2 protein-coding genes are annotated in these 22,302 nt (G+C 73.8%); both read left to right on the forward strand.

Annotated features, from left to right (window positions below; genetic code table 11):
• Positions 1-27 precede the first annotated feature (27 nt).
• Positions 28-11,040 carry an amino acid adenylation domain-containing protein gene (locus ACI2L3_RS37645; protein ID WP_404757012.1) on the forward strand — a complete coding sequence of 3,671 codons (11,013 nt, stop codon included), beginning with the start codon at positions 28-30 and terminating at the stop codon, positions 11,038-11,040.
• Complete coding sequence (locus ACI2L3_RS37650) at positions 11,037-22,259, forward strand: amino acid adenylation domain-containing protein (RefSeq protein WP_404756962.1); 11,223 nt, start codon at positions 11,037-11,039, stop codon at positions 22,257-22,259. Before ACI2L3_RS37645 ends, ACI2L3_RS37650 begins: the two co-directional genes overlap by 4 nt.
• Positions 22,260-22,302: the final 43 nt, after the last annotated feature.

Consider the following 22,302-nt stretch of genomic DNA (forward strand, 5'->3'; position numbering starts at 1 on the left):
GCGGGACCCGACCGTCCCGGCCAACTCATTCTCGTAGCGCATCACTTGGTGGTGGACGGGGTGTCCTGGCGGGTGCTGGTGCCGGATCTGCGGGCCGCGTGTGAGGCGGTGGCGGAGGGGCGTGCGCCGAAGCTGGAGCCGGTGGGGACCTCGTTCCGCCGCTGGTCGGAACTGTTGACCGCGCAAGCGATCGAGGAGAGCCGGGTCGCGGAGCTCGACTCCTGGCTCGCGGTGCTGGGCGAGGGGCAACAGCCCCTCGGCGAGCGCGCGGTCGACCCCCGCATCGACACCGCCAGGACCCTGCACCAGCAGACCTGGGTGGTGCCGCCCGAGCAGGCCGGCGCACTGCTGGGCCGGACGCCGGACGCCTTCCACTGCGGCGTCGACGACATCCTGCTGGCGACCCTCACCGGGGCGATCGCGCTCTGCAAGCCGGAGAGGGCGGCCGGGCTGCTGGTAGATGTCGAGGGGCACGGCCGTGAGCTGATCGGCGACGTGGACCTGTCGCGCACGGTCGGCTGGTTCACCAGTGCGCACCCGGTGCGGACGGACCCCAGTGGGATCGATCTGGCGCAGGCCGTGGCGGGCGGTCCAGCGGCGGGCGCGCTGCTGAAGACGGTCAAGGAACAGCTGCGCGCGATACCAGGCGACGGCCTCGGATACGAGCTGCTGCGCCACCTCAACCCGGAGACCGGCCCCCTGCTCCGCGCCCGCCCCGCCCCCGAAATCGGCTTCAACTACATGGGCCGCTTCGCCGCAGGGGTGCCAGGCGACCCCGAAAATACGTCCGGCGCCTGGCAGTTGAGTGGCACGACCCCCATCGGCGGCACCGTCGCCCCCGACTTGCCCCTGCCGCACGCCCTGGAGGCGAACGCCACCGTGCGGGGCACGGCCGACGGGCCCGAGCTCGAGCTCCGTCTCAGCTGGCCGAGCGGAGTGCTGGCGCGGGAGGAGGCCGAGCGGTTCGGGCGGGCCTGGGTGGCGATGCTGGGCGGGCTCGCCGCGCACGTCACCGCCGGTCCGGCCGTGGGCGGGCATACACCCTCCGACTTCCCTCTCCTCGGTGCCGCCCTGACGCAGGCCGACGTCGACAGGGTGGAGGCGGCTGTGCCGGGGCCGGCCGACGTATGGCCGCTGTCGCCGTTGCAGGAAGGCATGCTGTTCCACGCCACGTACGACGGGGAAGGCCCCGACGCGTATCAGAGCCAGCGCGTGCTCGCGGTCGACGGCCCGTTGGACGCGCGGCGGTTGCGGGCGGCCTGGGAAGCGCTGATCGCCCGGCACGACGCGTTGCGGGCCGGCTTCCACCGCCTGGCCTCCGGCGAGGCCGTACAGGTCGTGGCTCGAAGCGTCGAACTGCCTTGGCGCGAGGTTGATTTGACGGCTCTCGACCGGACCGAAGCGCTCGCCGAAGCGGAGCGGCTCGCCGGGAACGAGGCGGCGGAACGGCTGGACCTGACGGCCGCGCCACTGCTGCGGCTGCTGCTGATCCGCCTCGGCGCGGAACAGCACCGGCTCGTCGTCACCAGCCACCACATCGTGGCCGACGGCTGGTCGACGCCGGTCATGCTCAACGAGGTGGCGGCGGCCTACGCGGCCCACGAGCCCCGCACGGCCGACGGCACCGCTCCCGTGCCGGGCCGCACCGCCTCGTACGGGGACTACCTGGCCTGGCTGGAGGTGCAGGACAAGGAGGCGGCGCGGGCGGCCTGGCGGGCGGAGCTGGCCGGGGCCGACGCGCCGACGCTCGTGGCCCCGGCGGACCTCGGCGGCGGCCTCGTCCTGTCGGAGGAATGCTCGGTGCGGCTGTCCGAGGAGGCGACGCGGGCCATCAACGGCCTGGCACGTTCCCAGGGGCTGACCGTCAACACCGTCATGCAGGGCGCGTGGGCGCTGGTCCTCGCACGGCTCGCCCGGCGCACGGACGTCGTGTTCGGCACGACGGTGGCGGGGCGGCCGCCGGAGATCCCCGGCATCGAGTCGATGATCGGTTTGTTCATCAACACCTTGCCGGTGCGGGTACGTCTCGACGCCGGGCAGCCGGTCCGCACCCTGCTCTCCCAACTGCAAGAGCGGCAAGCAGCACTGATGCCCCATCAGCACACAGGGCTCGCCGAGATCCAGGCGCTCGGCGGACCCGGCGCGGTCTTCGACACGATGCTGATGATCGAGAACTACCCGCGCAACACCTCCCGGCTCTCGGGCCCCGACCAGGCCGACCACGCCCCGGGGCAGGCTTCCGCCCCGGTCACGCTGACCCAGCTCAGCAGCCAGGCGGGCACCCACTACCCCCTGGCCATCGGCGTCGTCCCGGACGACCGCATCGAGATCCGGGTGACGTACCGGCCGGACGTGGTCGAGGGGCAGCGGGCCCTCCAGGTGGGCCGACAACTGATGCGCGTGCTCGAACAGTTCGCCGCCGACCCGGCGCTACGGGTGAGCGACATCGACGTACTGGAGACGGCCGAGCGCACCGCGGTCGTGGAGCGGTGGAACGACACCGGCCACCCCGTCCCCACCGGGACGCTGGGGGAGCTGTTCGACGCACAGGTGCGCCGCTCTCCGGACGCGCCGGCCGTCATCGGCGCCTACCGGCAGCAGTGGTCGTACGCCGAACTCGGCCGGGCCGCCGACCGCGTGGCCTCCGAGCTGAGGGCACGCGGCGTCCGCCGCGGGCACCTCGTCGGCGTGGTCATGGAACGCTCCATGGACGTGGTCGCGGTGTTGCTGGGCGTGGCCCGCGCCGGAGCGGCGTTCGTGCCGGTCGATCCGGCGTACCCGGCGGAGCGGATCGCGCACGTGCTCGCCGACGCGGACCCCGCGCTCGTCGTGTGCACGACCACGACCGAGCCGGTGCTTCCCAAGGGCGACGCCACCCGTTGGGTGTTCGATGCCCCGGCGTCCGCGTCCGCCGTCTCCGCCGCGTCCACGCGGAACGCGACCCGGCCGACAGGGTCGTCGGCGTGCGACATGGAGGACCCCGCGGTGGAGGACCCCGCGTACGTGATCTACACGTCCGGTTCGACCGGCGAGCCCAAGGGCGTGGTCGTCACACACGGCGGTATCGGCAACCTCGCCACCGGCCAGATCGAACGCTTCGCCGTACGACCGGACTCCCGCGTCCTGCAACTGGCCTCATGGAGCTTCGACGCCGCGGTCTCCGAAATGTGCATGGCCCTGTTGTCCGGCGCGGCGCTTGTGGTGGTCGACGGTGAAAGGCTGCCGCCGCACGGCAGGCTTGAGGAGGTCGCCGCCGAGTTCGGCGTCACGCACATGACCGTGCCCCCTTCGGTCCTCGGGACCGTGGACGCGCTGCCGGACTGCGTCGAAACGCTGGTGGTGGCCGGCGAGGAGTGCCCCTCCTGGCTGGCGCGGCGCTGGTCGGACCGCCGCCTCGTCAACGCCTACGGCCCCACCGAGGTGACCGTCTGCGCGGCGATGAGCGAACCCCTGCGGCCGACGGCGGGGGAGGGCCACCCGGTGCCGGTCGGCCGCCCCTTGACCAACACCCGTGCGTACGTGCTCGACGACTTCCTGAAACCGGTGGCCCCGGGAACCGTGGGCGAGCTGTACGTCGAGGGGCCCGGCCTTGCGCGCGGCTACTTGGGGCGGCCGGGCTTGTCGGCGGAACGCTTCGTGGCGTGTCCGTTCGGTGCGGTTGGGCGGCGCATGTACCGCACCGGCGATCTCGTCCGGTGGTCCGGCGAGGGTGAGCTGCTGTTCGTGGGGCGTGCGGACGAGCAGGTGAAGGTGCGTGGGTTCCGGGTGGAGCTGGGTGAGGTGGAGGCGGCGCTCGCCGCGCATCCTGGCGTGCGGCAGGCGGCGGTGATTGCCCGCGAGGACCGCCCTGGCGAGAGGCGCCTGGTCGGTTATGTCGTGTCCGATGGCCCGGGAGGTGTCGACTCGGCGGTGTTGCGGGCGTATGTGGCGGGGCGGTTGCCGGAGTACATGGTGCCGGTGGCGGTGGTGGTTCTGGAGGCCTTGCCGTTGACGGTGAACGGGAAGGTGGATCGGGCTGCTCTGCCTGCTCCGGATTTCGCTGAGCGTGTGTCGGGACGTGAGCCGCGTACGGAGACCGAGCGGGTCTTGTGCGCTCTGTTCGCCGAGGTGTTGGGGTTGGAGCGGGTCGGGGCGGAGGACGGGTTCTTCGAGCTGGGCGGCGACTCGATCAGCTCCATGCAGCTGGCCTCGCGGGCGCGTCAGGCGGGCCTCGTCATCACGCCCCGCCAGGTGTTCGAGGAGAAGACCGCGGAACGGCTGGCGCTCGTCGTCGCAACGGGAAACCGCGAGGTCGCGGTGGCCGATGTCGGCGTGGGCGAGCTGCCCTGGACGCCGGTCATGCGGGCGCTCGGCGACCACGTCACCAGCGCGGGCTTCGCGCAGTGGGTGGCGCTGACCACGCCGCCCGGGCTGAGCGCGGGCGTCCTGGCGACGGGCCTGGGCGCCGTACTCGACACGCACGACATGCTGCGGGCCCGCACCGTCCCGGGCGAGGCGAAGCTGATCGTCGCCGAGCCGGGGGCGCTCGACGTCGCGGGATTGATCACCCGCGTGGATGCGTCGGGCACGCGCGTGGAGGGGTCGAGCACGCGCGCGGAGGGGTCGGGCACGCGCGTGGATGGGTCGGGCACGCGGGTGGAGGGGTCGAGCACGCGCGTGGATGCGTCGGGCACCGGCGCGGATGGGTTGGACGCCCGCGTGGACGCCTCGGGCACGCGTGTGGATGGGTCGGGCACCCGCGTGGATGTGTCGGGCACCGGCGTGGATAGGTCGGACACCCGGGTAGACGTGTCGGACCCCGGCGCGGATGGGTCGGGCACCCGCGTGGATGTGTCGGGCACCGGCGTGGATAGGTCGGACACCCGGGTAGACGTGTCGGGCACCGGCGCGGATGGGTTGGACGCCCGCGTGGATGCCTCGGGCACGCGCGTGGATAGGTCGGGCACCCGCGTGCACGTATCGGGCATCAACGCGGACAGGACAGACACCCGCGTAGACGCGTCGGACCCCGGCGCGGATGGGTTGGGCGCCGGCGTGGATGCGTCGGGCGTCAACGGGGACAGGTCGGGCTCCCGCCCGGACACGCCGGGCGTCGGCCCGGACACTCCGGGCGTCGGCCCGGACGGCCCGGACCTGGGCGAGCTGGCCAGGGAGGCGGCGAACCGGCTCGACCCCGCGGCCGGTGTGATGGTGCGGGCGGTATGGGTCGACGCGGGGCCCGGCAACCCCGGGCAACTCATTCTCGTCGCCCACCACTTGGTGACGGACGGCGTCTCCTGGCGCGTCCTGGTCCCGGACCTGCGGACCGCGTGCGAGGCGGCGGCCGAGGGGCGGACGCCCCGGCTCGACCCGGTGGGAACCTCGTTCCGCCGCTGGTCGGAGCTGCTGACCTCGCAAGCGACCGACGAGCGCCGGGTAGCCGAGCTTGCGGACTGGCTGACGCTGCTGGGCGAGACCGAACAGCTCCTCGGCGCACGCCCCTTGAGCCCGGACCTCGACACAGCCCGGACCGCGCGCCGCCGCAGCTGGGTGGTGCCGCCGGAACAGGCCGACGTGCTGCTGAGCCGGACGTCGGCCGCCTTCCACTGCGGCGTCGACGACGTCCTGCTCGCGACCCTCACCGGGGCGATCGCGCACTGCAAGCCGGAGACGGCGGCCGGACTCCTGATGGAGGTCGAGGGGCACGGCCGTGAACCGATCGGCGACGTGGACCTGTCGCGCACCGTCGGCTGGTTCACCAGCGGGCACCCCGTACGGACGGACCCGGCCGGTATCGCTCTGGACCAGGTCCTCAAGGGTGGTCCAGCGGCCGGTGCGCTGCTGAAGGCAGTCAAGGAGCAGGTGCGCGCGATACCGGGCGACGGCCTCGGCTACGAGCTGCTGCGCCACCTCAACCCGGAGACCGGCCCCCTGCTCCGCGCCCGCCCCGCCCCCGAGATCGGCTTCAACTACATGGGTCGCTTCGCCGCAGGAGCCCCAGCGAAGAAGCCCGAAAAGCCCACGGCCGCCTGGCAGTTGACCGGCGACACCGCCATCGGCGGCACGGTCTCCCCCGACATGCCCTTGCGGCACGCCCTCGACGCCGGGGCCGCGGTACGCGACACCCCGGACGGCCCGGAGCTGACGATCACGCTGAGCTGGGCGGGCGAGCTGCTGCCCGAGGCGGAGGCCGAGCGGATCGGGCGGGCCTGGGCGGCGATGCTGGACGGTCTGGCGGCGCACACCGCCGCCGACCCCGACGCGGGCGGGCACACGCCGTCCGACTTCCCCCTCGTCGGCAGCGCCCTGACGCAGGGCGATGTGGAGGAGCTGGCGGTCGCGGTGCCGGGGCTGACCGACGTATGGCCGCTGTCGCCGTTGCAGGAAGGCATGCTGTTCCACGCCACGTACGACGAGGACGGCCCCGACGTCTACGAAGGCCAGCGGGCCATGGCGTTGGAAGGGCCGCTGGACGCGGCGCGGCTGCGCGACGCGTGGCAGATCGTGCTGCGCCGGCACCCGACCCTGCGCGCGAGCTTCCACCGCCTGGCCTCCGGCCGGGCCGCGCAAGCCGTGGCGCGAGACGTCGAACTCCCCTGGCGGACGGCTGACTTGTCGGATCTCACGCAGGCCGAGGCGCTCGCCGAGACCGAGCGCCTCGCCGCGAGCGAACGGGCCGACAGGATCGATGTCACCAAGGCGCCGCTGATGCGGCTGCTCCTGATCCGCCTCGGCGACGACCGCCACCACCTCGTCATCACCAGCCACCACATCATCATGGACGGCTGGTCCCTGCCCGTCCTGATCGGCGACCTGTCCGCCGCCTACGAGGCCCTGGCGGCGGGCGGCGACGAACGGGACCTCCCGGCGGTGACGTCCTACCGCGAGTACCTGGCATGGCTCGACCGCCAGGACAAGGAGGAGGCGCGGCAGGCCTGGCGCACCGAGCTGGCGGGCCTCGACGAGCCGACACTCGTCGTGCCGGCGGACTCGGTGCGGGTGCCGGTCGTGCCCGACCGGGTGCGTTTCGCGTTCCCCGAGGAGCTGTCGCGGGGCGTCGCCGCGCTGGCCCGCGACCGCGGACTGACGGTGAACACCGTCATGCAGGGCGCGTGGGCGCTGCTGCTCGCACGCCTCGCCGGGCGCGCCGATGTCGTATTCGGCGCCACCGTGGCGGGGCGGCCCACCGACCTGCCGGGCGCGGAATCGGCGATCGGCCTCTTCATCAACACCCTCCCGGTGCGGGTCGGCCTCGACGCCCGGCAGCCGGCCGCCGAAATGCTCGCAGGCCTCCAGGAACGCCAGGTCGCCCTGATGGCCCACCAACACGTGGGCCTCTCCGATATACGCCAACTCGCCGGACCGGGCGCCGACTTCGACACCCTCGTGGTGTACGAGAACTATCCGCACCCGCCCGCGAGGGACGACACGTCCCCGGAGTCCCTCACCATCCGCCCCGCGGGCATGCCGCAGGACATGGGCCACTACCCGCTGACCTTCGTCGTCTCGCCGGGCGAACGCATGCGGGGCGACTTCGTCTTCCGGCCCGACGTGTGCGACCGCGCCCGCGCCGAGGGCATGGTCGCCTCGCTGGTGCGCGTCCTCGAGCAACTGGTCGCGGACCCGTCGGTTCCCGTCGGCCGGATCGATGTGGCCGACACCGCCGTACGGGACCGGGTCGTGCGCGAGTGGAGCACCACGGGACCGCCCGCGGCCGCCGCGCCGCTTCCGGAGCTGTTCGCCCGGCAGGCGGCGGCGACACCGGACGCGGTGGCGCTGACCTCCGGCAGCAAACGGCAGTTCAGCTACGCGGGGTTGGGTGCTGAGGCGGGGCGTCTCGCCCGGTACCTGATGGGCGTGGGAGTGGGGCCCGAGGTGCGGGTGGCCGTGGTGGGGGAGCGGTCCGTTTCCTTGCTGGTCTCGCTGCTCGCGGTGTCGTCGGCGGGCGGGGTGTTCGTTCCGGTGGACGCGGGATATCCGGCGGAGCGGGTCACGTATGTGCTCCGTGACGCGGATCCGTCGGTGGTGGTGTGCACGTCGGCCTCGCGGGGCGCGGTGCCCGACGGCTTCGCGGGGCGGGTCGTGGTGGTCGACGACCCGGTGGTGGCGGACGCGATCGAGCGGCTCCCGGCAGGTCCCGTCCGGGACGTGGAGAGGTCGGCGCCGTTGACGGCCGCCCATGCCGCGTACGTCATCTACACCTCGGGGTCCACCGGCGCGCCCAAGGGCGTCGTCGTCACCCACGCGGGTCTTGAGAACCTCGCGCGGGCCCAGATCGACCGCTTCGGCGTGCGGCCGGGCTCGCGCGTGCTGCAGTTCGCCTCGCTGAGCTTCGACGCCGCCGTCTCGGAGCTGTGCATGGCGCTGCTCTCGGGCGGGACGCTGATCGTCGCCGCCGCGGACGAACTGCCGCCGCGGGTGTCGCTGGACGCGGCCCTGCGCGAGACGCACGCGACCCATGTGACGGTGCCGCCGAGCGTACTGGCGGCCGAGGACGCCCTGCCCGACGGCCTGGAGACGCTGGTCGTCGCCGGGGAGGCGTGCCCGCCGGGGCTGGTGGACCGGTGGTCGTCCGGGCGGCGCATGGTCAACGCGTACGGTCCGACCGAGACGACGGTCTGCGCGGCGATGAGCGAGCCGCTGACACCCGGCGGCGACGTCGTCCCCATCGGACGCCCGATGACCGGCGTCCAGGCCTACGTCCTGGACGAGTTCCTGCTGCCCGTGCCGCCGGGGATGACCGGCGAGCTGTACGTGACCGGCGCGGGACTCGCCCGCGGCTATCTGGCCCGCGCGGGGCTGTCGGCGGGGCGGTTCGTGGCGTGCCCGTTCGGCTCGGGGGAGCGGATGTACCGCACGGGCGACCTGGCCCGGTGGACCGACCAGGGCGAACTGCACTTCGCGGGCCGCGCCGACGAACAGGTCAAGGTCCGCGGCCACCGGATCGAGCCGGGGGAGATCGAGTCGGTCCTCGCAGCGCACCCGGACATCACGCAGGCCGTCGTCGTCGCACGCCGCGACGGCCCCGACGACGCCCACCGTCTGGTGGCGTACGTCGTCACGGACGGCGAGCGGCTCGCCGACAGCCCCGAGGCCCCCGATAACCCCGGGCTCTCCGGGCTCCCCGCATACGTACGCGACCGGCTGCCCGAGTACATGGTGCCGACGGCGTTCGTCCCCCTGGAGCGGCTGCCGCTCACCCTCAACGGGAAGGTGGACCGGGCCGCCCTGCCGGCGCCCGACTTCACCGGGCGGGTCACCGGCCGCGCGCCGCGGACGGCGACCGAGCGGACCCTGTGCGGGCTGTACGCCGAGGTGCTCGGCCTGGACCGGGTCGGCGTCGACGACAGCTTCTTCGAGCTGGGCGGCGACTCGATCATGTCGATGCAGCTGGCGTCGCGGGCGCGCAGGGCGGGGCTGACCCTCACCTCACGGCAGGTCTTCGAGGAGAAGACCCCCGAACGCCTCGCGCAGGTGACGGTGGCCGCCGAACCGGAGACCCCGTCCGACGACATCGGCGTCGGTGAGGTGCCCTGGACGCCCGTGATGCACGCGCTGGGCGAGCGGGCGACGAGCCCCGCGTTCGCGCAGTGGGTGGTGGTCGGCGCCCCCGCCGGCCTCGGCCTCGACGTCCTTTCGACGGGCCTCGCCGCCGTCCTGGACACGCACGACATGCTGCGCGCCCGGACCGTTCCCGGCGAGCCGAAGCTGGTCGTGGGGGAGCGGGGGTCGGTCGACGCGGCGGCCCTGGTGTCACGCGTCGACGCGACGGCCGTCGCCGAGGGGGCGGTGAGTGCCACTTCCACCGCCGAATCCCTGGACGCAGCCGCCGCCCGGGCCGCGCGGGAAGCGGCGCGGCAGCTCGATCCGTCCGCCGGGGTGCTGGCCCGCGCGGTGTGGGCCGACGCAGGGCCGGGACGTACCGGCCGGATCGTGCTGGTGGTGCACCATCTCGTCGTGGACGGCGTGTCGTGGCGCGTTCTCGTGCCCGACCTGCGCGCCGCGTGCGAAGCGGCGGCCGCGGGCCGCACGCCGCAACTGGAGCCCGTCGGCACGTCGTTCCGCCGCTGGGCGGAGCTGCTGACCGCGGAGGCGGCCGACGAACGACGCATCGCGGAGGCCGATGCCTGGCTCGCCCTGCTCGGCAAGGGGCAACAAGCCGTCGCCGACCGGGCGTTGGACCCGGCCGTCGACACCGTACGTACCCTGCGCCACCGCTCATGGACCGTGCCGCCCGAGCATGCGGCCACCCTCGTGGGCCGCACGCCGGCCGCCTTCCACTGCGGCGTCGACGACGTGCTCCTCGCCACCCTCGCCGGCGCGGTCGGGCAGTGGCGGCCGGAGACGGCTTCCGGGCTGCTGGTCGACATCGAGAGCCACGGTCGCCAACCCCTCGGCGGCGTCGACCTGTTGCGGACGGTGGGCTGGTTCACCGGTGTGCACCCCGTGCGGCTCGAGGTGACCGGCACCGACCTGGACGCCGCTAGGGCTGGGGGGCCCGCTGCCGGTACGTTGGTGAAGGCCGTGAAGGAGCAGGCCAGGGCGGTGCCCGGCGACGGACTCGGCCATGAACTGCTGCGCCGGCTCAACCCCGGGACGCGGCCCGTGTTCGAGGCCGCGCCGGCCGCGCAGATCGGCTTCAACTACCTGGGCCGGTTCGCCGCGGGCGGCGGCCGCACCGCGGGGCCGCCCGGCCCGTGGGAGATGGCCGGCGAGACCGCGATCGGCGGCTCCGTCGACCCGGACATGCCCGCCACCCACGCACTGGACGCGGCCGCCGTGGTCAGGGACACCGCCGACGGACCCGCACTGACGATCACCCTGAGCTGGGCGAGCCGGCTGCTGGAGGAGGCCGACGCCGAACAGCTCGGCGAGGCCTGGCTGGCGATGCTGGCCGGCCTGGCGGCCCACACCGACGAGCCCACGGCAGGCGGACACACCCCGTCCGATTTCCACCTCCTCAACCTCGCACAACACCAGATCGAGGAACTCGAAGCCGGATTCGCCGGCGAGAAGCCCCGGCCCACAGCCACAAGCCGTTATGAGGAGACAGAGCGATGACGACCCGATCCCGATCCCTCGTCGAGGACGTGTGGCCCCTCTCGCCGCTGCAGGAGGGGATGCTCTTCCACGCCTCCTACGACGACCGGGGCCCGGACGTCTACACCGTGCAGTCGGCGCTGGACGTCTCAGGACCCGTGGACACGGATCGGCTGCGGGCGTCGTGGGAGGCGCTGCTGGCCCGGCACGCCGCGCTGCGGGCCTGCTTCCGGCCGGTGACCGGCGCCCGCATGGTGCAGGTCATCCCGCGCGAGGTCGCGCTGCCCTGGCACGAGGCGGACGTCAGCGGCCTCGTGGAGCCCGAGGCGCTCGCCGAGATCGACCGCCTCGCGGCCCGCGAACGCGCCCAGCGCTTCGACCTCGCCGTCCCTCCGCTGCTGCGGCTCCTGCTCGTGCGACTCGGCGACCGACGCCACCGGCTCGTCATGACGTTCCATCACATCCTGCTCGACGGCTGGTCGATGCCGGTTCTCCTGAACGAGCTCTCCCAGGTGTACGAGGCGGGCGGCGACGCCTCCGTGCTCGGGCGCGTGGCACCCTACGGCGAGTACGTGGCGTGGCTCGGCCGCCAGGACAAGGACGCCGCCCGCGCCGCCTGGCGCGCGGAGCTCGCGGACGCCGACGGGTCGACGCTCGTCGCGCCGAAGGACCCGGGCCGCGCCCCGGTGCTCCCCGACCACGTGCTCACCGACCTGCCGCAAGAACTGACCGCCGGACTCGTCGAGTTGGCGCGTGGCCGTGGTCTGACGGTGAACACTGTCGTACAGGGGGCGTGGGCGCTGGTCCTCGCCCGCCTCGCCGGGCGCACCGACGTCGTCTTCGGCGCGACCGTCGCGGGCCGCCCGGCCGAACTGCCGGGCGTGGAGTCGATGGTCGGCCTGTTCATCAACACCCTTCCGGTACGCGTACGCCTCGACGGGGCGCAGCCCATGGCCGAACTCCTCGAGCGGCTCCAGCAGGCCCAGTCCGGCCTGATCGCGCACCAGCACGTCGGGCTCGCCGAGGTGCAGAAGCTCGCGGGGCCCGCCGCGGTCTTCGATACGCTCGTCCTCTACGAGAACTACCCGCTGCCGCCCGCGGGCCCCGAGCCCGGCCCCGACGCCGTGACCATCAGGCCCTCGGGAGCCTCCCGCGACGCCTCGCACTACCCGCTCACCCTCGTCGCCGTCCCGGGCGGCGACCGGATGCGCTTCAAACTGGACTACCGGCCCGACCTGTTCGACCGGGCCGCCGCGGAATCCGTCGTGCGGCGGTTCGTACGCGTACTGGAGCAGGTCGTGGCCGACCCTTCGGTCCGCGTCAGCGACATCGACGTACTGGAACAGGCCGAGCGGACCTCGGTGGTCGAGCGCCGGAACGCGACCGGACGCCCGCTGTCGGCCGGCTCCGTCATCGAGGCGTTCGAGGGGCGGGCCCGCAGGGCGCCGGACGCGACAGCCGTGCGGTGCGGCGAAGAAACCCTGACCTATGGCGAGTTGGAGGAGCGGGCCAACCGGCTCGCCCACCACCTGGTCCGGCTGGGCGTCGGCCGTGAACACCGCGTGGGACTCTGCCTGCCGCGCGGCACCGACATGATCGTGGCGGAGCTCGCCGTGTGGAAGGCGGGCGGCGCCTTCGTCCCGCTCGACCCCGACCACCCGGCCGACCGGCTCGGCTACATGATCACCGACAGCGGCGCCGACGTCGTCCTGGCCACCGGCACCGCCGTCGCCGGGGTGCCCGTGGGCGCCGCCCGGGTCGTCCTCCTCGACGATCCGGAGACCGCGCGGGCCGTCGCGGCGGAGCCCGCCGCGCCGCCCGACGTGCGGGTCGGCACCGACCAACTCGCGTACGTCATCTACACATCGGGGTCGACGGGCCGCCCCAAGGGCGTCGCCCTCGCCCACCGCGGGCTGCTGAACCTGGCCGAGGCGATGCGGCCCGCGCTGGACCTGCGCGACGGCGTCGTGATGCTGCAGTTCGCGTCCTTCAGCTTCGACGGAGCGGTTTTGGACGTGGCCGTCACCCTGGCGGCCGGCGGCACCCTCGCCATCGCCTCCGCGGAGGAGCGCACCGAGCCGGCGGCGCTCACGGACATGATCCGCACGGCCGGAGTCGAGGCCGCCAGTGTCGTGCCTTCGGTGCTGCGCACCCTGGACCCCGAGACGGTTCCGGGCGTACGGAACTGGGTCCTCGGCGGTGAGTGGCTGACCGCCGACCTCGCGAGCCGGTGGACGGCGCGGACACGGGTGTGGAACACGTACGGCCCCACCGAGGCCACCGTGATGGCGACCGTCGGCCGGGTCGACGAGGGCATCAAACCGGTGGACGCCCCGCCGGCCATCGGACGCCCGCTCGGCAACATGCGGACCTACGTCCTCGACGGCTTCCTGCGGCCGGTGCCGCCGGGCGTGACCGGCGAGCTGTACGTCGCGGGGCCCGGTGTCGCGCGCGGCTACGTGCGGCGCCCCGACCTGACGGCGGAACGCTTCGTGGCGTGCCCCTTCGGCGACGGCGGCCGGATGTACCGGACCGGGGACCTGGCCCGCTGGAGCGCCGACGGACAGCTGTCGTTCGCGGGGCGCGCGGACGAGCAGGTGAAGCTGCGCGGCTTCCGGATCGAGCCGGGCGAGGTCGAAGCCGTCCTGGCCGGACACGTGTCCGTGCGCGAGGTGGCGGTGATCGCCCGCGAGGACCTGCCGGGCGACAAACGCCTCGTCGCGTACGCCGTCCCCACCACGGACACCCTCGACACCGAAGCGCTGCGCGCCTTCGCCGCCACCCGGCTCCCCGCGTACATGGTCCCGGCGACCGTGGTCGCCCTCGACGCGCTGCCGCTCACCGTCAACGGCAAACTCGACCGCGCCGCGCTGCCCGCCCCCGAACTCGCCGTGCCCGGCGGCCGCGACCCGCGGACCCCGGCCGAGACCGTCCTCTGCGACCTGTTCGCCGAGGTGCTCGGCGTCGAACGGGCCGGTGCCGAGGACTCGTTCTTCGCGCTCGGCGGCGACTCGATCTCGTCGATGATGCTGGTCTCCGGCGCCCGGCGCGCGGGCCTCGCCATCACCGCCCGGCAGGTCTTCGAGCACCGCACCCCGGCGGCCCTCGCGCTGGTCGCCGTCCCGTACGACACCGCGAGCGCGGGCACGGCCGGCGACTCCGGCGTCGGCGAGGTGCCTTTGACGCCGGTGATGCGCGAACTGATCGACCGGGTCGGCGTCGACGCGCTGGGCGGCGTCGTCCAGTCCGCCGTCATCGAGGCCCCCGCGGGCCTGCGTACCGAGACCCTGGCCGACGCGGTGCGCGCGGTGGTCGACCACCACGACGCGCTGCGGGCCCGCCTGAAGACCGAACCGGAGCACCACCTCGTCGTGTCCGGACCCGGCACCGTGCCCGCCGGCTCGTTCGTCCGCCGCGTCGACGCGACCGGCACGGCCCCCGAGGAGCTGCCGCGGACGATCGCCGAGGAGACCAGGGCCGCCGTGGAGCGGCTCGACCCGAGGGCCGGCGTCATGCTGCAGGCGGTCTGGCTCGACCTGGGTCCGGACACCGCGGGGCGCCTCGTCCTGGTCGTGGACCACCTCGTGATGGACGCCGTGTCGTGGCGGATCCTGCTGCCCGACCTGGAGCAGGCGTGCGCCGCGACAGCCGCGGGCCGTGCGCCCGGACTGGAACCGGTGCCCACCTCGTTCCGGCACTGGGCGCGCGCCCTCGCGGCCCAGGCCACGGGCGCAGGGCGGACGGCCGAACTCGACGCGTGGACCCAGCTGCTCCAGGGACCGGACCCACAGCTCACCGCCGTACCCATGAACCCGGCGGTCGACCTCGCCGACACTGTGCGGCAGGTGTCGGTGACCGTCCCCGCCGCCGTCACGTCGGCGCTCCTGACCGGCGTACCCGAGGCGTTCCACGCGGGCGTCGACGACGTCCTCCTGACCGGGCTCGCCGCCGCCGTCGCGGAGTGGTGCGACGGCGGCACACCGGACGGCGGGTTCCTCGTGGACGTGGAGGGCCACGGCCGCGAGGCCCTGACCGGGGCCATGGACCTCTCGCGCACGGTCGGCTGGTTCACCGGCACCCACCCGGTACGGATCGACGTGGGGACGGCCGACGCCGAGGACCTCGAAGACATCCGCGACGGCGGTCCTGTCGCGGGCGACGCCGTCAAACGCGTCAAGGAACAGCTGCGCGCGGTGCCCGGCGACGGGCTCGGCCACGGCCTGCTGCGCCGGCTCAACCCGGACACCGCCGCCCGACTCGCGGCCCTGCCCGAGGCCCGCATCGGCTTCACCTACCTCGGCCGGATCCCCGGCACCGCGCCGGACGACTCCGGCGAGGCACCGGCGGGCGACCCCGCGGGCGGCCGCTTCCCCGTGGCGCACCCGCTGGAGGTCACCGGCGTGGTCCACGACACCGCGGGCGGCCCGCGCCTCACGCTGAGCCTGGCCTGGCCCGAGCGGCTGCTCGACGAGACGGCGGCAAGGACGCTGCTCGACGCCTGGGCGGCGATGCTCACCGGCCTCGCCACACACGTCGACGAGCCCACCGCCGGCGGCCACACCCCCTCCGACTTCCCGCTGGTCGCCCTCGGCCAGGCGCAGGTCGAGAAGCTGGAGACGGCGGCCCCGGATCTGGTGGACATCTGGCCGCTGTCACCGCTGCAGGAAGGCCTCCTCTTCCACGCCCTGTTCGACCGGCAGAGCACCGACGTGTACGTCGAGCAGATGATCGTGGGCCTGGAAGGACCGCTCGACACGGCACGCCTGCGCGCGTCCTGGCAGGCGCTCCTCGACCGGCACGCCAGCCTGCGGGTGGGTTTCCGCCAGGTGGCGGGCTCCGGTCAGTCCGTGCAGGTCGTCGCCGGCCGCGCGACCCTGCCGTGGCGCGAGGAGGACCTCCGCGGACTCGACGAGGAAGCGGCGTGGGAGGAGTCCGAGCGGATCGGCAGGGAGGAGCGGGCCAAGGGCTTCGACCTGGCGAAGCCGCCCTTGGTGAAGGTGCTCCTCGCCCGTACCGGTGAGGACCGCTACCGCATGATGGTGACGCTCCATCACATCGTGTTGGACGGCTGGTCGTTGCCGGTGCTGCGGCGCGAACTGTGGGCGTGCTACGAAGCCGGCGGCACCGCGGCGGGACTCCCGCCCGTGACGCCCTACCGCGACTACCTGGCCTGGCTGGCGCAGCAGGACAAGGAGGCGGCACAGGAAGCCTGGCGGGCGGAGCTGTCCGGCACGGACGAGCCGACGCAGGTCGTCCCGATGGCGCCGGGCGCCGTCGCGGGGACGGACCCGAACGCCACGTCCGGGGAGGTGTTCGCCGTGGCGGGCCCCGCGCTCGACCGCGCGCTCGGCGAGCTCGCCCGGGCCAGGGGCGTCACCCTGAACACGGTCGTCCAGACCGCCTGGGCCCTGGTGGTCGGCCAGCTGGCGGGACGCCAGGACGTGGTGTTCGGCGCCTCCGTGGCGGGCAGGCCCGCCGATCTGCCCGGCATGGAGAACATGCTCGGGCTGTTCATCAACACCGTCCCGGTACGCGTCCGGTTCGACCCGGCGACGACCGTCACCGACGTCCTCACGGACGTACAGGCCCGGCAGTCCGTCCTGATGGACCACCAGTACCTGAGCCTGGGCGACATCCAGCGCGTGGCAGGGCGCGGAGCGACGTTCGACACCCTCATGGCGTTCGAGAGCTTCCCCACCGGCATGGACGCGTCGACGGACGACGACGGGAGCACCCGCGAGCCGGGACCGGCCGGAGTGGAGCTCACCGAAGCGGGCATGCGCGAGTCCATCAACTACCCGCTCGGCCTCGTGGTGGACCCCCTCAACGGGCTGCGGATGCGGCTCACCTACCGCCCGGACGCCTTCGACGAGGAGGCGGCCCACGCTCTCCTCGACCGGCTGCTGCGGGCCCTGCACCAGATGGCCGCCGATCCTCAGGCCCCCGTCGGCAGGCTGCGGCTCTCCGACGCCGCCGAACGCACTCGCGTCCTGGAGGAGTGGAACACCACGGACGTCTCCCACCCGGAGACCTCCGTCCCCGAACTGTTCGCCGCGCGGGCGGAGTGTGCGCCCGGTGTGGTGGCGGTGCGGTGTGGTTCGGACGCCTTGTCGTACGGGGAGTTGGAGGCGCGGGCGAATCGGCTGGCTCGGTATTTGGTGGGGCTGGGGGTTGGCCCGGAGTCCAGGGTGGGTCTGTGTCTGCCGCGTGGTGTCGACATGGTGGTGGCGGAGCTGGCGGTGTGGAAGGCGGGCGGCGCGTTCGTTCCGCTGGACCCGGAGTATCCGGTGGACCGGCTGTCGTTCATGGTGGCCGACAGCGGTGCGGCCGTTGTACTGGGCGTCGAGGAGAGCCTGTCCGAGGTGACGGTCGGCGAGGCGCGCACGGTTCAGCTGGACGCCGCGGACATTGCGGAGGTTCTGGCGGCCGAGTCCGGCGAACCGCTGGGCGTAACCGCCGGACCGGATCGACTCGCCTACGTGATCTACACGTCGGGCTCCACGGGCCGCCCCAAAGGTGTGGCGGTCCCGCACGGTGGCGTGGCGAATCTCGCGGCGGCGATGCGTCCGGTGCTGGGCGTGGCCGAGGGCGTGACGGTGTTGCAGTTCGCGTCGTTCAGTTTCGACGCGGCGGTGCTGGATGTGGCGGTCACGCTGTCCGGTGGCGGCACGCTCGCCATCGCATCGGCGGAGGAGCGTGCGGAGCCCACCGCGCTCGCGGAGATGATCGAGTCGGCGGGGGTGAGCACGGCCAGCGTCGTACCCTCCCTGCTCACGATGCTCGACCCCGCCTCCACCTCCGGAGTGCGGAACTGGGTCCTCGGCGCCGAGCTGATGACCGCAGGCCTCGCGAGCCGCTGGACGGCACAGGCGAAGGTGTGGAACACCTACGGCCCCACCGAAGCCACCGTCATGGCCACCGCCGGGCCCGTCGACGAGGACATCAGGCCGCAGGACAAGCCACCGGCGATCGGACGGCCCCTCGACAACGTACGGACATACGTCCTGGACGGCTTCCTGCACCCGGTTCCGGCCGGCGCGACGGGCGAGCTGTACATCGCCGGGCCGGGCGTGGCCCGGGGGTACGTGGGCCGTCCCGATCTGACGGCGGAACGCTTCGTGGCGTGCCCCTTCGGGGACGGCGGGCGGATGTACCGGACCGGGGACCTGGCTCGCTGGACGGGCGACGGACAGCTGTCGTTCGTCGGGCGGGCGGACGAGCAGGTCAAGGTCCGCGGCTTCCGGGTCGAGCCGGGCGAGGTGGAGGCGGCGCTCGCCGCGCATCCCGAGGTGCGGCAGGCCGCGGTCATCGCCCGCGAGGACCGCCCCGGCGACAAACGCCTTGTCGGCTACATCGTGCCGGAGACCGAGGACCTGGAGATCCAGTCCGTCCACGACCACCTGGCGAAGGAGCTGCCCGAGTACATGCGGCCCGCCGCCGTGGTGGTCCTGGAGACACTGCCGCTCACCGGCAACGGCAAGGTCGACCGCGGCGCGCTGCCCCGGCCCGACTTCGCCGGACGCATCTCGGGCCGGGAGCCGGAGACTGAACTCGAAGCGACCCTGTGCGCACTGTTCGCCGAGGTCCTCGGCCTGGCACGGGTCGGCGTCGACAACAACTTCTTCGACCTGGGCGGCGACTCGGGCCTCGCGATGCGCCTCTCCGCGCGGATCCGCGAGGAGCTCGGCCTCGAACTGAGCATGCGGCGGTTCTTCGGCGAGTCCACGCCGCTGGGCGTGGCACGGATGCTGACCTCGAAGGAGCTGCCGGAGCTGCGGCCGGTCGACCACCCCGACGACATACCGCTCACCGCCGGCCAGTTGCGCGTCTGGCGGCTCGCCGAGGCCAACCCCGGCTCCGCCGCCCAGCGGACCTCGATCGCGCTGCGCCTGGGCGGCAGGCTCGACCGGGAGGCGTTGGAGTCGGCGCTGGGGGACGTCGCGGCACGGCACGACATCCTGCGGACGACGTTCGTCGGTACCGGGGACGACGTGTGCCAGCGGGTCCTGGCCGCCGAAGCCGAGAGCGCCCGCCCCGTCCTGCCCGTCACCTCCACGACCGAGGACGACCTGCCGCGTCTCCTCGCCGACCACGCGGGGCACGAGTTCGACCTCGCCGGGGAAACCCCCTGGACGGCCCGCCTGTTCGCGCTCGCGGAGACCGACCACGTACTGCTCCTCGTCGTCCACCGGATCGCCACCGACGACGCCTCGCTGATCGTCCTGGTCCGCGACCTGGCGGCCGCGTACGGCGCACGCAGGGAAGGCCGCGCACCCGAACGGGCACCGCTGCCCCTCCAGTTCGCCGACTACGCGCTCTGGGAGCAGGAGATGCTCCGCGACGAGGAGGACCGCGACAGCCTGATCGGCGAGCAGTTCGCCTACTGGAAGAAGGCCCTCGCCGACGCCGCCACCGAGCTGGAGCTGCCGGTCGACAGGCCGCGGCCGCAGCTTCCCGCGCACCGCGCCGACGAGGTGCCGCTGGCCCTCGACAGCGCCACGCACATCCGGCTCACCGAGATCGCCGAGGCCGACGGCGCGACGTTCTTCATGGTCGTGCAGGCCGCGCTCGCGCTGCTCCTCTCCGGGCTCGGCGCCGGCACCGACGTCACCCTCGGCACCGTGCTGCCGCGCCGGGACGAGGAAGGCGACCTGGACGGCCTCGTCGGCCCGTTCGCCGATCCGCTGGCCCTGCGCACGGACACCTCCGGCGACCCCACGTACCGCGAACTGCTGCGGCGCGCCCGGGACACCTACCAGCGCGCGGTCCAGAACCCCGACGTCCCCTTCGGCCGCCTCGTGGACGCCCTCGCGCTCCCCGAGGCGGGCCATCACCCCGTGTTCCAGGGGGTCCTCGAGATCCTCGGCGACTCCGCCGAGATGTGGGAATCTCCGGAGCTGCCGGGCCTGCGCACCACCCGGCTGCCCGTCGGCACACCGGCGGGCGAGGTCGACCTCGTGGTCGCCCTCACCGAACGGCACGGCTCCGACAGCGGCCCGAACGGCGTCGACGGCGCGATCCGCTACGCCACCGAACTGTTCGACCGCGCCACCGCCACCGCTCTCGCCCAGCGGCTCACCCGCGTCCTCCAGCAGGTCGCGGACGACCCCGAACTGCGGCTGAGCCGGGTGGAACTCCTCCTCGACGAGGCGGAGCGCCGCCAGGTGCTGGAGACCCGCGACGCCACGGCGGCGCAGGTCCCGGACGGAACCGTCGTCGAGCTGCTCGCCGAACAGGCGGCGCTGGCCCCCGACGCCGTCGCCGTCATGGACCACGACGGTCTGCTCACGCACGGGGCGCTGGACGCCGCGTCCGGCCGGCTCGCCCGGCGCCTCGCCGAGCGCGGCATCGGCGCGGAGGACGTCGTCGTCCTGGCGCTGCCGCCCACCACCGGCCTCGTCGTCGCGCTGCTCGGCGTGCTCAGGTCCGGTGCCGCCTGCCTGATCGCCGACCCGAACCGGCCCATGGAGGACGTCGCCTCGTGCCTGCGGCAGGTCACACCCGCCGCGCTGGTCTGCGCGACGGCCATGGCGCCGCTGCTCGGCGACGGCGTGACGGTGCCCGTCCTGCTGCTCGACGACCCGAGGCTCGCCGCTCCCAACGGCGCCTCCCCGGAGACCGGTTCACCGCTCGCGCCGCCCCTGCCCAGGCAGGCGGCACTCGTGCTCGGCGCCGCGGCGGCGGACAGCGCCGACGGCACCGTCGCCGGCGCCGTCGTCGAGCACCGGACGCTCGTCGACCACGCGGTGCACCACCAGTACGCCGCGCCCGCGCACCACGGGGTGACACTCCTCGACGTACGGGCCCCGGTGTCCGCGCTCCTGACACCGCTGCTCTCCGCCCTGTGCGCGGGCGGCGGCGTCCGCCTCGGCGCACCCGGCGAGGACGCCGCCCCGACCGCCGGACCCGGCGGCGCGCAACACCTCGTCACGGCGCAGGAGTTGCTGCCGTCCGCGCTCGGAAAGGCGGCCGGGGAGGCGCCGTTCGCCGAGGTCACGGTGGTCGGCACCGGTGACCCCGCGGCCGTCGACGACACGCGGGCCTGGCTCGCGGACCACCCCAGGACCACCCTGGTCAGCGCCCACGGCGCCGCCGAGACCGGGGGCCCCTGGCTCGGCCACCGGACCGGACCCGGCGACTCCCTGCCCGACCTGGCACCCGCTGGCCGGCCCGTGCCCAACACCCGCGCCTTCGTCCTGGACGACTTCCTGCGGCCGGTCCCACCGGGCGCCACGGGAGACCTGTACGTCGCCGGGGCGTCCCTCGCCCGCGGCTACGCCGAGGCACCCGGACTGACCGGTGAACGGTTCGTCGCCTGCCCGTTCGGGACGGGCGGCGAACGGATGCTGCACACCGGGGAACGGGCGCGCCGGACCGCCGACGGCCTCCTCACCCTCCGCGGCAAGGGCCGCGACGCGACCCGGGCGGCCGCAGGACGGCGAGCGGGCGGCGACCACGGCGACCTGGAGATGCTGCTGCCGCTGCGCCCCAAGGGCAGCCTGCCGCCGCTGTTCTGCATGCACACCGGTACGGGACTGAGCTGGGCGTACGCGGCCCTGCTGCGGCATCTGCCGCAGGACCGGCCCGTGTACGGCGTGCAGGCCCGCGGCCTCGCCGCACCGGAACCGCTGCCGCAGAGCCTGGCCGAGATGGCGGCCGACTACGCGGAACAGATCAGGACCGTGCAGCCCACCGGCCCCTACCATCTGCTCGGCTGGTCCCTCGGCGGCCTCATCGCCCAGGCCGTCGCCACCCGCCTGGAGGAACAGGGAGAACAGGTGCAGCTCCTCGCCGTGATCGACGGCTACCCCGAAGGGTTCGGCGGAGCCCAGTACAGCAACGTCGAACCCGAGACGGGCGGCCAGGACGACACGTCCGCGCCGCGGGCGAGCGACCTCGGACTGCCGCCCGACGAAAGCATCGGCCAGGACATGGACGAGGGGCTCAGGGCCAACATGCGGCAGGTCATCGACAACGTGGGACGGCTCACCCCGCGCCACACGCCCCGCCGCTTCCAGGGCGACCTGCTGCTCTTCGTCGCGGTCGAGGACCGGCCCGCGGACACCCCGGCGGCCGTCTCCGGCGAGAGCTGGCGGCCCTACGTCGCAGGCGACATCGAATCCCACGAAGTCGCCGCCAGCCACTACACGATGCTGCAGCCCGCGCCCTCGGCACAGATCGGCGCAGTCGTCGCGGACAAACTCCGGGCCGCGACCGACACCGTCACCGGAAAGGAGTGAGGAGAAAAGAATTACCGGGCGGGATCGCAACACCGGATCGCGG

It is taken from the genome of Streptomyces sp. NPDC029674 (assembly GCF_044903205.1).
GTDB lineage: Bacteria > Actinomycetota > Actinomycetes > Streptomycetales > Streptomycetaceae > Streptomyces.

Bases quoted from the DNA above. Each gene is read 5' to 3' on its own strand.
- ACI2L3_RS37650 (WP_404756962.1), top strand. From the start codon at position 11,037: ATGACGACCCGATCCCGATCCCTCGTCGAGGACGTGTGGCCCCTCTCG.